This is a genomic window from Pseudomonas sp. GW821-FHT03E01 (assembly GCF_059420765.1).
The window spans coordinates 35,915-49,353 of record NZ_JBWKUI010000021.1 but is presented as its reverse complement, the minus strand read 5'-3'; the positions used below and the strand labels follow the sequence as shown (position 1 = coordinate 49,353).

The following is a 13,439-nucleotide window of genomic DNA, read 5'->3' as shown; positions in this document are numbered from 1 at the left end:
TCACCGGGCCCGCACGCGGGCCCGGCATTGCGAACACTGTCCATTGGAGTCAGTCATGCGTTACATCAGTACCCGCGGCCAGGCACCGGCCCTGAATTTCGAAGACGTCCTGCTGGCCGGTCTAGCCACCGACGGCGGTCTGTACGTCCCGGAAAACCTGCCACGTTTCACTCAGGAAGAAATCGCTTCCTGGGCCGGCCTGCCGTATCACGAACTGGCCTTCCGGGTGATGCGCCCGTTCGTCACCGGCAGCATCCCCGATGCCGATTTCAAAAAGATTCTTGAAGAAACGTACGGCGTGTTTTCCCACAACGCCGTGGCGCCGTTGCGTCAGCTGAACAGCAACGAATGGGTGCTGGAGCTGTTCCACGGCCCGACCCTGGCGTTCAAGGACTTCGCCCTGCAACTGCTCGGTCGCCTGCTCGACTATGTGCTGGAAAAGCGCGGTGAGCGCGTGGTGATCGTCGGCGCTACCTCCGGTGACACCGGTTCGGCGGCCATCGAAGGCTGCAAGCATTGCGAAAACGTCGACATCTTCATCCTGCACCCACACAACCGCGTGTCCGAAGTGCAGCGTCGCCAGATGACCACCATCTTCGGCGAGAACATCCATAACATCGCCATCGAAGGCAACTTCGATGACTGCCAGGAAATGGTCAAGGCGAGCTTCGCCGACCAGAGCTTCCTCAAGGGCACTCGCCTGGTAGCGGTGAACTCGATCAACTGGGCGCGGATCATGGCCCAGATCGTTTATTACTTCCACGCAGCCCTGCAACTGGGTGGCCCGGCGCGTTCGGTATCGTTCTCGGTGCCGACCGGCAACTTCGGCGATATCTTCGCCGGTTACCTGGCGCGCAACATGGGCCTGCCGATCAACCAGTTGATCGTCGCCACCAACCGCAACGACATCCTGCACCGCTTCATGAGCGGCAATCAGTACGTCAAGGAAACCCTGCACGCCACGCTGTCGCCGTCCATGGACATCATGGTCTCGTCGAACTTCGAACGCCTGCTGTTCGACCTGCACGGTCGCAACGGCGCGGCGATTGCCGGTTTGATGGACACCTTCAAGCAGGGCGGCGGTTTCAGCGTCGAGCAGGAACGCTGGACCGAGGCGCGCAAGCTGTTCGATTCGCTGGCGGTGGATGACGCCCAAACCTGCGAAACCATTGCCGAAGTCTTCGAGCAAACCGGCGAGCTGCTGGACCCGCACACCGCCATCGGCGTGAAGGCCGCGCGCGAATGCCGTCGCAGCCTGGATATCCCGATGGTGATCCTGGGCACGGCTCATCCGGTCAAATTCCCGGACGCGGTGGAAAAAGCCGGTGTAGGAAAAGCACTCGAACTACCTGCACATCTTTCTGATTTGTTTGAGCGAGACGAGCGTTGCACCGTGTTGCCGAATGACCTGAAAGCCGTGCAGGCCTTTGTCAGTCAGCATGGCAACCGCGGCAAGCCACTGTAACCGGTAAAAGCTGTCACATTTTGAAGCCCGTCTCCTGACGGGCTTTCTCATTTCTGCATGCCACACTTGTCGGGTTTCGTAAATGAAGAGCCGCCCATGAAGGGCGGGCGAGACGATCACCAAGGAAGTGGCAATGCTGTTTTTTAGAGGGTTTAAACCAGCTGCGTGCTGGATATTTCTGGTCGGAGCCATGAGCGTTGCTCAATGGGGGCTGGCGGCGCAATTGGCGGCTTATGAGCCCCGGGGGGCGGTCGCCGAGGCCGCTATCGGGCTAGACGCTCAGGAGCTGCAATGGATTGCGGAACATCCGACGGTCACGGTCGCGTCGGCGCAGTACCCGTTGTATCTGTTCAAGGATGAGCATGGACACTGGAGCGGGTTGAACAACGATGTGCTCAACCGCATCAGCGCCATGACAGGGCTGAAGTTCCTCCATGAAGAGACGTTTTCCACCGATCAATTGCTGGAGCGGCTGGAAAGCGGCGCGGCAGACATTAGCACCACACTGGCAATGAGTGAGGAGCGCAAGGAGTTCCTGGATTTCAGTCATGCGTTCGGTGGTGCGGGCTGGGTGTTCGTCGGGCGAGCGGGCGCGCCAGCGGTGCAATCCATGCAGCAGCTGTCGAAAAGAGTACTGGTGCTGCCAGCCCGGCATGCGCTGGAGGCGACCATTCGTCGCGACTATCCGTCCATCGAGCTGCGTTCGGTCAAAACCTACGCCGAGGCCAGGGCGCTGGTCGAAAGCGGCGAAGCCTACGCCACCATCGAGAATGAAACCGGGGCGCAGCTCTATCCGTCAGGGCAGCTCAAGGTGGGCGATACGGTGGAGGGTAAATGGGAAGCTGATCATCTGGCGCTACGCAAAGGGCAGCCGCAATTGTTGAGCATCCTCAACAAGGCGCTCGAAGCGTTTCCGCCTGCCGAATTACGCGCGATTCGCTTGAAGTGGCTCGATGGCATTGTTCCCGTACAGACGCCTTCGACCTGGCAGCAAATAACCGAATGGGGCTGTTGGAGCGTTTTTTTCGCCAGTGTTTTTGCGCTGCTATCCCTGCTGTGGAACCGGCGACTCACGGTGTTGATCCAGCAACGTCGGGACGCGGAAAAAGATCTCAATGACCAGCTCGCCTTCCAGCATGCCTTGATAGACGCCATGCCCGATCCGATGTTCGTGCGTGATCTGGAGGGGCGCTTGATCATGTGCAACAAGAGTTATGAAGAGGGGTTGTCGACCCGTTTCGACCAGATTCAGGGGCGTCGACTGATCGAACTCGATGTCTTGCCCAAAGAAACCGCCGAGCAACTGCACGCCGAGTTCATGGCCCAGCTCGGTACGCGCAAGACCCGCTTCAGCGAACGTCAGTTGATGTTCAAGGACGGCGTCAGGGACATCTATCAGTGGACGGTGCCGTTTTACAGTGCCGACGGTCAATTGCGAGGACTGCTGGGCGGATGGACCGATCTGGCCAAGCGGAGACAAGGCAGGCGTAAAGCGCAATGCCTGTAGCAGCTGCTACAAGGCATGTGTCTCGGGTGAAAGGGTTTAAACGCGGCTGTTTTTTTACTGTCATCTTTTCCGGGCATGCTTTATCCACCAGAGGCGCCGGTGCGCCTGCCGTTGGAATCCAGAACTTTCTTCTCGGGCCTGGGGTCAATTACTGTGGATACGCCCCAGGCACTTTGTTTACGGACTATTGAGTGGTGATCGAGATGGAAAGTATCAGTCTATTGCTCGGCGAGGCTCTGAGCCCGTACCAAGTCACGTTGACCCCATCGGGTGCCCATGGCGAATGCCTGGTGACGCTCAAGAGTGCGACCGGCGCTATCGTGGTCGAACGGCTGTTCAATCAGGCCCAGTTAACCGATAAACGTCTGCTGACGGATGTCGTCGACGGCTTGCACCGTGACGTGCTGATCGCTGAAGGACGCCTGGAGCCCTGTGTTATCGCGGCGTTGCGCAATGCTGCTCAGGACAAGCGCCTGGCCAGCCGAAATTGAAGTGTTTTTTGTGGGAACCTTCCTGCGCCAAGGTCAGTCAGACCATGTAACGGCAGGATCAAGCATTGTGCTCCGGTGCTTGTAGCTTGCTGCTACGGGTCTGTAATACAGGCCACGTTTAACCCCGAGTTGTCTCCCCACTTCTCGGGGTTTCTTTTTGCCTGCGATTTGTCATTGCGTGGCCTGATGCTCGAAAAAGGCCTTGGTTTCTTCCAGGTAATTCTTGCGTCTTTGCGGGTCGAGCCAGTCGGCATACAACGGGGCCAGGTGCTCGCGGGGCAGGGCGCGCAATAGTCGGTTGATTTCACTGATCGCCTGTCGACCCTGGGGCGTATTCGAGCAACCGATGTACACGGGCATGTAGTTGCCCGTGCCTTTGACCGGGTAGAACTCCAGTTGCTCATCGGCCAGGTTTTCCTGATGGGCCTGATAGCGGATTTCCGGCCAGTAACCCAATACCACCTGCAAACGACCCAAGCGTTGCATCTGCAGCAGGCTGCCGAGGGCGTCATTGCCATAGTGGGGCGTCAGCGCGCCGGCTGGCGCCTGTTGCAGCAGTGTGTCGAGGAACTCACCGTAACGGCGCTCGGCGATCACACCGACTTTCTGTCGACCGCTGGCCAACAGGGCCGCCAGATCGACTTCACCGTTGGAAAGAAACGGCTCCAGCACCGACCGATCTTCACGTCGGATCACCAGCCCATTGCTGACCACCCGGAAGGCCGGAATGGAATACGTGATCCACTGTTCGCGCTCCCTGCTCCAGACCAGCGAGGGGTCGCAGGTAAAGGATTCTTCGTGAAGCATCTGTATGCCGCGGGCGCGATTGACCCGTATCAGGGTGTGTTCGTACTGCGGCATACCGGCGATCAGCAGGGGCATCAATTGGTCAATGACGCCCTGGCCTTTTTTCGGGCCTTCGAAGATCGTCAGTGGCGGCAGGTCGCGCAACAGCCAGAACAAATGCTCCTTAGGTTGCGCCAGGGCCGGGGATATCAGGCCCGACAACAGCCCGAGCGCCGCCAGCAGGCGCCCGATGCCGGCGTAATCGAGGACAGATGAAAGCAGGCGATTCAGCTTAGATGGCCCCGTCTTCACGCAGTCGTGCGATCTGTGCCGGGTCGTAGCCCAGATCGTGGAGGACTTGCGCATTGTGTTCACCCAACTGCGGCCCGACCCATTCCGAGGTGCCGGGTGTCTCGGAAAGCTTCGGTACGATGCCGGGCATCTTGAAGTCCTTGCCGTCGGGCAGCTTGGCTTGCAGGAACATTTCCCGGGCCAGGTATTGCGGATCGCTGAACATGTCTTCGGCGCTGAAGATCCGGCTGGCGGGAACGTCGGCCTGGTTCAATTGCTCGATCACCGCGTCCAGTGGCAGTGAGTTGACCCAGCGATCGATCACCCCGTAAATCTCGTCGCGACGGCTGTCACGCCCGTCGTTGCTGGCCAGCACTGGGTCGTTGGCCAGATCCTCGCGGCCGATGATCAGCATGAATCGCTTGAAGATCGCATCGCCGTTGGCGCCGATCTGCACGTGTTTGCCATCGGCGCTGGTGTGGATGGAGGAGGGTGTGATGCCCGGCATGATGTTGCCGGTGCGTTCGCGGATGAAGCCGAACACATCGAACTCCGGGACCATGCTTTCCATCATGGCGAAGATCGCTTCATACAGCGCCACGTCCACCACTTGCCCCAAACCGCCGTTGACCTCGCGATGACGCAAGGCCATCAGTGCGCCGATCACGCCCCAGAGCGCGGCAATCGAGTCGCCGATGGAAATCCCGGTGCGCACCGGCGGCCGGTCCTCGAACCCGGTGATGTAGCGCAGGCCGCCCATGGACTCACCGACCGCACCGAAGCCCGGCTGATCTTTCATGGGGCCGGTCTGGCCAAAGCCCGAGAGCCGCACCATCACCAGTTTCGGGTTCAGTGCGTGCAAGACTTCCCAGCCCAGGCCGAGCTTTTCCAGCACGCCGGGGCGAAAATTCTCGATCAGGATGTCCGCTTCACTGAGCAGCTGTTTCAGGATCGCCAGGCCATCTGGGTGTTTCAGGTTCAGGGTCAGGGATTTCTTGTTGCGCGCCTGAACGAACCACCACAGCGAGGTGCCTTCATACAACTTGCGCCATTTGCGCAACGGATCACCGCCGTCCGGTGACTCGATCTTGATCACTTCGGCGCCGAATTCGCCGCAAATACGCGAGGCAAACGGCCCGGCAATCAACGTACCCAATTCGATGACTTTCAGACCCGAGAGCGGTTTATTGGAGAACGGCATGCGAAATCCTGTAGGACAAAGGCTGAGCGAATACAGCGTTTTATCATAGGCCGACATCCATCGCCCAAAGTTGATTCGCCTTCAATTCGTTGATTGCCCTCTTGCATCGGTTAGACTTGCCGCCTTTCCCCGTATCAAGAAGCCCGTTCATGGCCCAGCCGTCCACGACCTACAAGTTTGAACTGAACCTCACCGACCTCGACCGCAGCGTCTACGAGAACGTGAAGCAGACCATCGCCCGTCACCCTTCGGAAACCGAAGAGCGCATGACCGTGCGGCTGCTGGCCTACGCCTTCTGGTACAACGAGCAGCTGTCTTTTGGCCGCGGTCTGTCAGACGTGGATGAGCCGGCGCTGTGGGAAAAGAGCCTGGACGACCGTGTCCTGCACTGGATCGAAGTCGGCCAGCCAGACGCCGACCGCCTGACCTGGTGCTCGCGCCGCACCGAACGCACCAGCCTGCTGGCCTACGGCAGCCTGCGTGTCTGGGAAGGCAAAGTGATCCCGGCGATCAAGACCCTGAAAAACGTCAACATCGCCGCCGTGCCCCAGGAAGTGCTGGAAACCCTGGCCAAGGACATGCCGCGCGTTATCAAGTGGGACGTGATGATCAGCGAAGGAACGATTTTCGTCACCGACGACCGTGGTCAGCACGAAGTCCAGTTGCAATGGCTGGCCGGCGAACGCGGCTGATTATTCGCCGCTTGGCCGCGTCCCCCCGGTTTTATCCTACGTATTCAAGAGAAGCACCTGTCACCCCATGCGCATCGAACCTCGCCTGTTGCCCGACACCCTGCCATTCCTCGGTGATATTCCACCGCTGCTGACCCGCCTTTATGCGGCTCGGGGCGTGCAGTCCGAGGCTGAACTGGACAAGAGCCTGGCGCGGCTGATTCCGTTCCAGCAGCTCAAGGGCATCGAGGCGGCGGTGGATTTGCTGGTAACGGCGCTGGAGCAGCGTCAGCGGATTCTGATCGTTGGCGACTTCGATGCCGATGGCGCGACGGCCAGTACCGTGGGCATGTTGGGGTTACGTCTGTTGGGCGCGGCGCATGTCGACTATCTGGTGCCAAACCGCTTCGAGTACGGCTACGGCCTGACCCCGGAAATCGTCGAAGTGGCGCTGACCCGCGAGCCGCAGTTGCTGATCACCGTGGACAATGGCATTTCCAGCGTCGAAGGCGTGGCAGCGGCGAAAAAGGCCGGGCTCAAGGTGCTGGTCACCGATCACCACTTGCCCGGCGACGAGCTGCCGTTGGCCGATGCCATCGTCAATCCGAACCAGCCGGGTTGCGAATTCCCGAGCAAAGCCCTGGCCGGTGTCGGGGTGATTTTCTATGTACTGATGGCCCTGCGCGCGCGCCTGCGCAGCCTGGGCTGGTACGAGAGCAAGCCGCAGCCGAACATTGGCGAATTGCTCGACCTGGTGGCGCTGGGCAGCGTCGCCGACGTGGTGCCGCTGGATGCCAACAACCGGATTCTGGTGCATCAGGGCCTGGAGCGAATTCGCGCCGGGCGTGCGCGGCCGGGGATCAAGGCGATCCTTGAAGTGGCCAAGCGTGATCATTCGCGCATCACCTCCACTGACCTGGGCTTTATCCTCGGCCCGCGTCTGAACGCGGCAGGGCGGCTGGATGACATGAGCCTGGGCATCGAGTGCCTGCTCACCGAAGACGCTGGCGCCGCCCGTGAAATGGCGGCTCAGCTGGATGGCATGAACCAGGACCGTAAATCCATCGAGCAGGGCATGCAGCGCGAGGCGCTGGCCCAACTCAAGGATCTGCCGGTGGAATCGATGCCGTTCGGCCTGTGCCTGTTCGATCCCGAGTGGCACCAGGGGGTGATCGGTATCCTCGCCTCGCGTATGAAAGAGCGTTATTTCCGTCCGACCATTGCCTTTGCCGATGCTGGCGATGGCCTGCTCAAGGGGTCGGGGCGTTCGGTTCAGGGCTTTCACATTCGCGATGCCTTGAGCGTGGTCGCGGCGCAACATCCGAACCTGATCAGCAAATACGGCGGCCACGCCATGGCGGCCGGCCTGACCTTGCCGGAAGCGAATTTTCCGTTGTTCGCGCAAGCCTTCGACGCCGAAGTGCGCAGGCAAATGCGCGAAGAAGACCTGACCGGGCGACTGCTGTCGGACGGCACCCTGGCGGTCGAGGAGTTTCACCTGGAACTGGCCCGCGCCCTGCGCCACGCCGGGCCTTGGGGGCAGCACTTTCCGGAGCCGCTGTTTCACGGGGTGTTCCAGTTGGTCGAGCAACGGGTGGTTGGCGAGCGGCACCTCAAAGTGGTGCTGAAAAGTGAATGCGGCTCGGTGAAGCTGGATGGCATCGCCTTCGGGATCGACCGGGACATCTGGCCGAATCCGACCATCAAGTGGGTCGAATTGGCCTACAAGCTCGACCTCAACGAGTTTCGTGGGAACGAGACTGTACAGTTGATGATTGCCCACATCGAACCGCGATAATGTCTAACTGCTGTTGTGGTTTTGGTTTGACCTCAAATTGGCGGTGTTTCATTTCTTGAACCCTCCCTGATCCCGCGATGTCGACTAGGCTCTAAGCACTGCTTGATTATCCTTGTGACGTCTTGTCGAATTTTTTGCCCGCGGGGGCGGGTGCTGCACCTTTTTCCTGTCACTCGTCGACTATTCAAACAGAACCCTGGAGCCTGCCCACTGATTTGAGAGGTGCCCCATGAGTCTGCTGCTTGAACCCTATACCCTTCGTCAATTGACCCTGCTTAACCGCATCGCGGTGTCACCGATGTGCCAGTACTCCAGCGTCGATGGGCTGGCTAATGACTGGCATCTGGTCCATCTCGGCAGCCGCGCGATCGGCGGCGCAGGTCTGGTATTCACCGAAGCCACGGCGGTCACCGCCGATGGGCGTATCACCGCCCAGGACCTAGGTCTCTGGAATGATCAACAGATCGAACCCTTGCAACGTATTACGCGTTTCATTGCCGCTCAGGGCGCCGTTGCCGGCATCCAGCTGGCCCATGCCGGGCGCAAGGCCAGCACGCATCGGCCGTGGCTGGGCAAGCATGGCAGCGTCAAACCGGAAGATGGCGGCTGGATTCCGGTCGGCCCTTCGCCGATCGCTTTCGACCCCCAGCACACACCACCCAAGCAGCTTAATGAAAGTGAGATCGCCGAGGTCGTCCAGGCTTTCGTCGATTCGGCCAAACGGGCGTTGATCGCCGGTTTCAAAGTGGTCGAAGTGCACGCCGCCCATGGGTATCTGCTGCATCAATTTCTTTCGCCCTTGAGCAATCAACGGCGCGATCAGTACGGTGGCTCATTCGAGAATCGTATTCGGCTGGTGCTGCAAGTCACCGAAGCGGTGCGGGCCGTGTGGCCTGAAGAGTTACCGGTGTTTGTGCGGGTATCGGCCACCGACTGGGTGGAGGATGGCTGGAACCCCGACGAAACCGTGGAGCTGGCGCGACGCCTGAAAGACCTGGGTGTGGATCTGATTGATGTTTCGTCAGGTGGTACGGCGGTGAACGCCGAGATTCCTACAGGGCCCGGTTATCAGACCCGATTTGCTGAGCGGGTACGTAAAGAGTCGGGCATTGCCACCGGCACGGTAGGCATGATCACCGAGCCAGCCCAGGCCGAGCATATTCTGCGTACCTGTCAGGCCGACATCATCTTCCTCGCCCGGGAGTTGTTGCGTGATCCGTATTGGCCGCTGCATGCCGATGACGATCTGGGTGGGCACAAGGCTGTCTGGCCGGCGCAATACCAACGGGCCACTCATCGTGACCAGCCGATTCATGAATCGGATTTGCGTGACTGAAGGCCGCTGTAAAAACGAAAAGCCCCGGTCGGGTTGACCGGGGCTTTTTGATTTCTGGTTCGGGATATTGGGCGGTTGTTCGGCCCGGACCCCGTCTAATACCTCAGGTGTACTTGCGCTTATCAGGCGCCGGCGGGAAATACTGGTACAACCAGGTTTCACTCAACGTGCGGTCATTGGTGCGGATGAACAACCGCAGCTCCACCGGCGCCACGCTGTCATTGGTCGGGTACCAGTCAAAGGTGATTCGGTAGCCCTTGATGTCATCGAGCACCAGCACGTTGAAATCCTTCACCTGACCGTTCGAGCAGGTCACCACCGGTTCGATCCCCGCGCCTTCGGGCAAGCGGTCCAACCCGCCGCCGGTGAAGTCCACGGCAAAGCGGCGTGCCCAGACTTCAGGATAATGCTCACCCGGTGCCCAGCCTTCGACAAAGCCGCCCATGCCCGAACGGGTCGCGTTGACCCGTGCCAGCGGCGTACCCGTCGGTGGCAGGGCGCTCCAATAGAGCTTGTAGCCGTAGTTCAGGGAGTCACCGGCGGCGACCGGTTTCTTCGGCGTCCAGAACGCGACGATGTTGTCCAGGGTTTCGCCGGTCGTAGGAATTTCCAGCAAATCGATAGAGCCTTCGCCCCACGCGGTTGTAGGTTCTACCCACAGGCTCGGGCGCTTGCTGTACCAGTCGACGGTGTCCTGATAACTGTCGAATTCATGGTCGGTCTGCACCAGGCCAAAGCCTTTCGGGTCGGTGTCGGCGAAGGCGTTGAATTGCAGGGTGGCCGGGTTGTTCAGCGGACGGCAGATCCACTCGCCGTTGCCACGCCACATGGCCAGGCGATCGGAGTCGTGGATTTGCGGGTGAATGGTGTCGCACATACGGCGTTCGTGGGTGCCGCAGCTGAACATGCTGGTCATCGGTGCGATGCCCAGTTGCTCGATGGCGGTGCGGGCATTGACGTGGGCGTCGACTTCCATCACCACGCGCTCGGCCTGGCAATCGATGTCAAAACGGTAGGCCCCGGTGGCGCTCGGCGAATCGAGCAGGGCGTACACCACGAAGCGGGTGCTGTCCTTGTCCGGTGTCTCGAACCAGAATTTGGTGAAGTCCGGGAATTCTTCACGCTTCTTGGCGTAGGTGTCGATTGCCAGGCCGCGGGCCGACAAACCGTACTGGCCGGTGGCGTCTACCGCACGGAAATAGCTGGCGCCGAGGAACGACAAGACGTCGTGCTGATCCAGCTCCGGGGCCTTGAACAGCTTGAACCCGGAAAATCCCAGGTCGCCCTTGAGCTGCTGGGTATCGACGGTGGTTTTTTCATAATTGAACAGCGACGGGCGGAAATGCACCTCGCGCGCCAGTCGAGTCTTGGGATCGACGCTGTACATGCGCACCGGCTGCTTGAAACCCATGCCGACGTGGAAGAACTGCACGTCCAGCTGACCTTTCAGATCCTTCCACAGCGAGTGATTGCCGTCGTAGCGGATCGCGTTGAAGTTCTGCGGCGTCATGGTTGCCAGCGTCGGCGGCAGCACCTGTTTGGTGTCCTGATACGGCTTGCCGGCGAGCTGTTTGGCCTGGCTCTTCAGCGCTTCGAAGTCGAACGCCTGGGCGTCGCCATCGGCAGTGCCACTGCCGGCCCAGGCGTTTGCGGCCAGCAGGCCGGTGGCCGAGAGACCGGTGTAAGCCGCGATGGCCATGGACGCTTTGAGCAAATTCCTGCGATGCATAAGTACAACCTGTCGTGAACAATCCCGCGCCGTTCCTGGCACGTGCTGGATCAGAAATAGCGGTTCGGACATGCCTTGGCCAAACACAACGGACTGTAAAGAGATGCCAAATAGCTTAAACCGTTCGATTACAGAGCAAAAATGATTGATAGCACCGCGACAGCGCGGCAATGAAACAAGACATGTCAGGTAACGTTTCTCACAGCGTTTTCTGATTTATAGGGCATATCTGCTTTTTTCGACTAATTACTCTAAAAACCGCTTTTCAGCGCCGATTTAATTTCTATTCTATGGGCATGACCGGTTTCGGCCCTTCAGGCCGGTGGGTTCAGTGCACACAAGACGGCCGCTGAAAGTGATAGGGCGATGCGGTTTTGCAGTTTTCTTTGACGTATAGAAGGACATCGTCCATGTCGAAAGTACAAGGCATCACTGAAATGTTAGGACTCTTTCCCTGCCTGGCCACCGGGCGGCGAAGGCGTCGTCTCAGTTCGGAGGAGTTGAAGTTGGTGGAGCGCTATCGCGAGCTGTCGGAGAGTGACCGGATTGCGATGCGCTATCTGGTGGATGCGATGAGGAGTGTTTCGCGGTTTTGAGGTGCAAAGGCTTTGTCCGTTGAGCAAAAGATCGCGGCCTGCGGCAGCGCTTACAGGAGAACTGCCGCAGGCCGCGATCTTTTCGCTTTTAATGCTTGAACATCACATGCCGCACAACCGTGTAGTCCTCCAACCCATACATGGACATGTCCTTGCCATAACCGGACAGTTTCTGACCACCGTGCGGCATTTCGCTGACCAGCATGAAGTGGGTGTTCACCCAGGTGCAGCCGTACTGCAGGCGCGCAGACAGGCGATGGGCGCGGCCGACGTCCGAGGTCCAGACTGACGATGCCAGGCCGTAGTCCGAGTCGTTGGCCCAGGCCAGCGCCTGCGCTTCATCGGTGAATTTGGTTACCGATACCACCGGCCCGAACACTTCGCGGCGCACGATCTCGTCGTCCTGTTGTGCGTCGGCCAGCACCGTCGGTTCAAAGAAGAAGCCATTGCCTTCCACTGGCTTGCCGCCGGTGATCAACCGAATGTGCGGTTGCGCCATGGCCCGCTCGACAAACCCGGTTACGCGGTCACGATGTTGCGCGCTGATCAATGGGCCCAGCTCCGTCGACGGATCATCCTGCAAGCCGTACTTGAGGCTGCTGACCGCGGCGCCGAGCTTCTCGACGAAGGTGTCATAGATGCCTGCCTGAGCGTAGATGCGGCAAGCGGCAGTGCAGTCCTGCCCGGCGTTGTAGAAACCGAAGGTGCGAATGCCTTCCACGGCGGCGTCGATGTCGGCATCGTCGAAGATGATCACCGGCGCCTTGCCGCCCAGTTCCATGTGCATGCGTTTGACGCTGCCGGCGGTGCTGGAAATGATGTTCGAGCCGGTAGCGATGGAGCCGGTCAGCGACACCATGCGCACTTTCGGGTGGGTGACCAGTGGGGTGCCAACGGAAGGACCTCGACCGAACACCAGGTTAAGCACACCCGCCGGGAAAATCTCCGACGCCAGTTCTGCCAGGCGCAGGGCGGTCAGCGGGGTTTGTTCCGACGGCTTGAGCACCACGGTATTACCGGCGGCCAGGGCTGGGGCGACTTTCCAGGCGAGCATCATCAGCGGGTAGTTCCATGGCGCGATGGAGGCAATCACGCCGACCGGGTCGCGGCGGATCATCGAGGTGTGGCCGTGCAAGTATTCACCTCCCAGCGCACCGCTCATGCAACGGCTGGCCCCGGCGAAGAATCGGAACACGTCGGCAATCGCCGGGATCTCGTCGTTCAGCGCGGCGCTGTAGGGTTTGCCGCAGTTGTCCGACTCCAGTTTGGCCAGCTCTTCGCCATGGGCTTCGATGATGTCGGCGAGTTTGAGCAGCAACAGCGAGCGTTCTTTCGGCGTGGTTTGCGACCAGCCTTCGAAGGCGCTATCGGCGGCGCGCACGGCGGCGTCGACCTGGGCTTCGCTGGCTTCGTTGATTTCCACCAGTACGCGACCGAGGGCCGGGTTGAACACGGCTTGGGCGGGGCCGTCGCCGGCGACCAGTTGGCCATTGATCAAGAGTTTGGTTTGCATGGCTTTGTCCTCCGAAGCTGTTGTTTTCCCTCTGTGGAAACCGAATCTCTGTAGG

General features: G+C 59.9%; 11 protein-coding genes. 7 read left to right on the top strand and 4 right to left on the bottom strand.

Features of this window, described 5'->3' with window-relative positions; all coding sequences use genetic code 11:
- Positions 1 to 55 precede the first annotated feature (55 nt).
- From thrC to AC07VO_RS27585, 3 genes are all read left to right on the top strand, one after another.
- Positions 56 to 1,465 (top strand): threonine synthase, encoded by a 1,410-nt coding sequence (gene thrC, locus AC07VO_RS27595; protein WP_019651847.1) that lies wholly within the window; start codon positions 56 to 58, stop codon positions 1,463 to 1,465.
- 133 nt (positions 1,466 to 1,598) lie between these two features.
- Positions 1,599 to 2,972, top strand: coding sequence for a transporter substrate-binding domain-containing protein (locus AC07VO_RS27590; RefSeq protein ID WP_086946352.1), 1,374 nt, complete (start codon positions 1,599 to 1,601; stop codon positions 2,970 to 2,972).
- A 203-nt stretch (positions 2,973 to 3,175) separates the two neighbouring features.
- Positions 3,176 to 3,463: a DUF3509 domain-containing protein gene (locus AC07VO_RS27585; RefSeq protein WP_019581629.1), complete on the top strand. Its 288-nt coding sequence runs from the start codon at positions 3,176 to 3,178 to the stop codon at positions 3,461 to 3,463.
- Positions 3,464 to 3,634: 171 nt separating this feature from the next.
- Here the strand turns inward: AC07VO_RS27585 and AC07VO_RS27580 are convergent, their stop codons facing one another.
- Both AC07VO_RS27580 and AC07VO_RS27575 read right to left on the bottom strand, forming a co-directional pair.
- Positions 3,635 to 4,561 carry a TIGR02285 family protein gene (locus tag AC07VO_RS27580; protein ID WP_086946353.1) on the bottom strand — a complete coding sequence of 309 codons (927 nt, stop codon included), beginning with the start codon at positions 4,559 to 4,561 and terminating at the stop codon, positions 3,635 to 3,637.
- Positions 4,542 to 5,741: a CaiB/BaiF CoA transferase family protein gene (locus AC07VO_RS27575; protein WP_018926698.1), complete on the bottom strand. Its 1,200-nt coding sequence runs from the start codon at positions 5,739 to 5,741 to the stop codon at positions 4,542 to 4,544. The genes AC07VO_RS27580 and AC07VO_RS27575 overlap by 20 nt, the downstream gene beginning before the upstream one ends.
- A gap of 149 nt (positions 5,742 to 5,890) precedes the next feature.
- On the opposite strand from AC07VO_RS27575, the gene AC07VO_RS27570 reads away from it, so the two are divergent.
- The 3 genes from AC07VO_RS27570 (at position 5,891) to AC07VO_RS27560 (ending at position 9,546) form a co-directional block, all read left to right on the top strand.
- Positions 5,891 to 6,433 (top strand): YaeQ family protein, encoded by a 543-nt coding sequence (locus tag AC07VO_RS27570; RefSeq protein WP_007940622.1) that lies wholly within the window; start codon positions 5,891 to 5,893, stop codon positions 6,431 to 6,433.
- 67 nt (positions 6,434 to 6,500) lie between these two features.
- The gene (gene recJ / locus AC07VO_RS27565) at positions 6,501 to 8,210 is read left to right on the top strand and encodes a single-stranded-DNA-specific exonuclease RecJ (RefSeq protein WP_064616237.1); all 1,710 of its coding nucleotides are present in this window, start codon (positions 6,501 to 6,503) and stop codon (positions 8,208 to 8,210) included.
- Between the two features lie 229 nt (positions 8,211 to 8,439).
- Complete coding sequence (locus AC07VO_RS27560) at positions 8,440 to 9,546, top strand: NADH:flavin oxidoreductase/NADH oxidase (protein WP_019581626.1); 1,107 nt, start codon at positions 8,440 to 8,442, stop codon at positions 9,544 to 9,546.
- A 103-nt stretch (positions 9,547 to 9,649) separates the two neighbouring features.
- On the opposite strand, the gene AC07VO_RS27555 is transcribed toward AC07VO_RS27560, so the two are convergent.
- Positions 9,650 to 11,275, bottom strand: a complete 1,626-nt coding sequence (locus tag AC07VO_RS27555; protein ID WP_019581625.1) for a glucan biosynthesis protein D — start codon at positions 11,273 to 11,275, stop codon at positions 9,650 to 9,652.
- Positions 11,276 to 11,685: 410 nt separating this feature from the next.
- Between AC07VO_RS27555 and AC07VO_RS27550 the strand changes: the two genes are divergently transcribed.
- The gene (locus AC07VO_RS27550) at positions 11,686 to 11,871 is read left to right on the top strand and encodes a hypothetical protein (protein WP_007940616.1); all 186 of its coding nucleotides are present in this window, start codon (positions 11,686 to 11,688) and stop codon (positions 11,869 to 11,871) included.
- Positions 11,872 to 11,959: 88 nt separating this feature from the next.
- On the opposite strand, the gene AC07VO_RS27545 is transcribed toward AC07VO_RS27550, so the two are convergent.
- Positions 11,960 to 13,384 (bottom strand): gamma-aminobutyraldehyde dehydrogenase, encoded by a 1,425-nt coding sequence (locus AC07VO_RS27545; RefSeq protein WP_086946354.1) that lies wholly within the window; start codon positions 13,382 to 13,384, stop codon positions 11,960 to 11,962.
- Between the last annotated feature and the right edge of the window lie 55 nt (positions 13,385 to 13,439).

Excerpts from the sequence above, each read along its gene's own strand:
- AC07VO_RS27585 (WP_019581629.1), top strand. The coding sequence starts at position 3,176 with ATGGAAAGTATCAGTCTATTGCTCGGCGAGGCTCTGAGCCCGTACCAA.
- AC07VO_RS27545 (WP_086946354.1), bottom strand. The coding sequence starts at position 13,384 with ATGCAAACCAAACTCTTGATCAATGGCCAACTGGTCGCCGGCGACGGC.
- AC07VO_RS27575 (WP_018926698.1), bottom strand. The coding sequence starts at position 5,741 with ATGCCGTTCTCCAATAAACCGCTCTCGGGTCTGAAAGTCATCGAATTG.
- AC07VO_RS27550 (WP_007940616.1), top strand. The coding sequence starts at position 11,686 with ATGTCGAAAGTACAAGGCATCACTGAAATGTTAGGACTCTTTCCCTGC.
- AC07VO_RS27560 (WP_019581626.1), top strand. The coding sequence starts at position 8,440 with ATGAGTCTGCTGCTTGAACCCTATACCCTTCGTCAATTGACCCTGCTT.
- thrC (WP_019651847.1), top strand. The coding sequence starts at position 56 with ATGCGTTACATCAGTACCCGCGGCCAGGCACCGGCCCTGAATTTCGAA.
- AC07VO_RS27590 (WP_086946352.1), top strand. The coding sequence starts at position 1,599 with ATGCTGTTTTTTAGAGGGTTTAAACCAGCTGCGTGCTGGATATTTCTG.
- AC07VO_RS27570 (WP_007940622.1), top strand. The coding sequence starts at position 5,891 with ATGGCCCAGCCGTCCACGACCTACAAGTTTGAACTGAACCTCACCGAC.
- recJ (WP_064616237.1), top strand. The coding sequence starts at position 6,501 with ATGCGCATCGAACCTCGCCTGTTGCCCGACACCCTGCCATTCCTCGGT.
- AC07VO_RS27555 (WP_019581625.1), bottom strand. The coding sequence starts at position 11,275 with ATGCATCGCAGGAATTTGCTCAAAGCGTCCATGGCCATCGCGGCTTAC.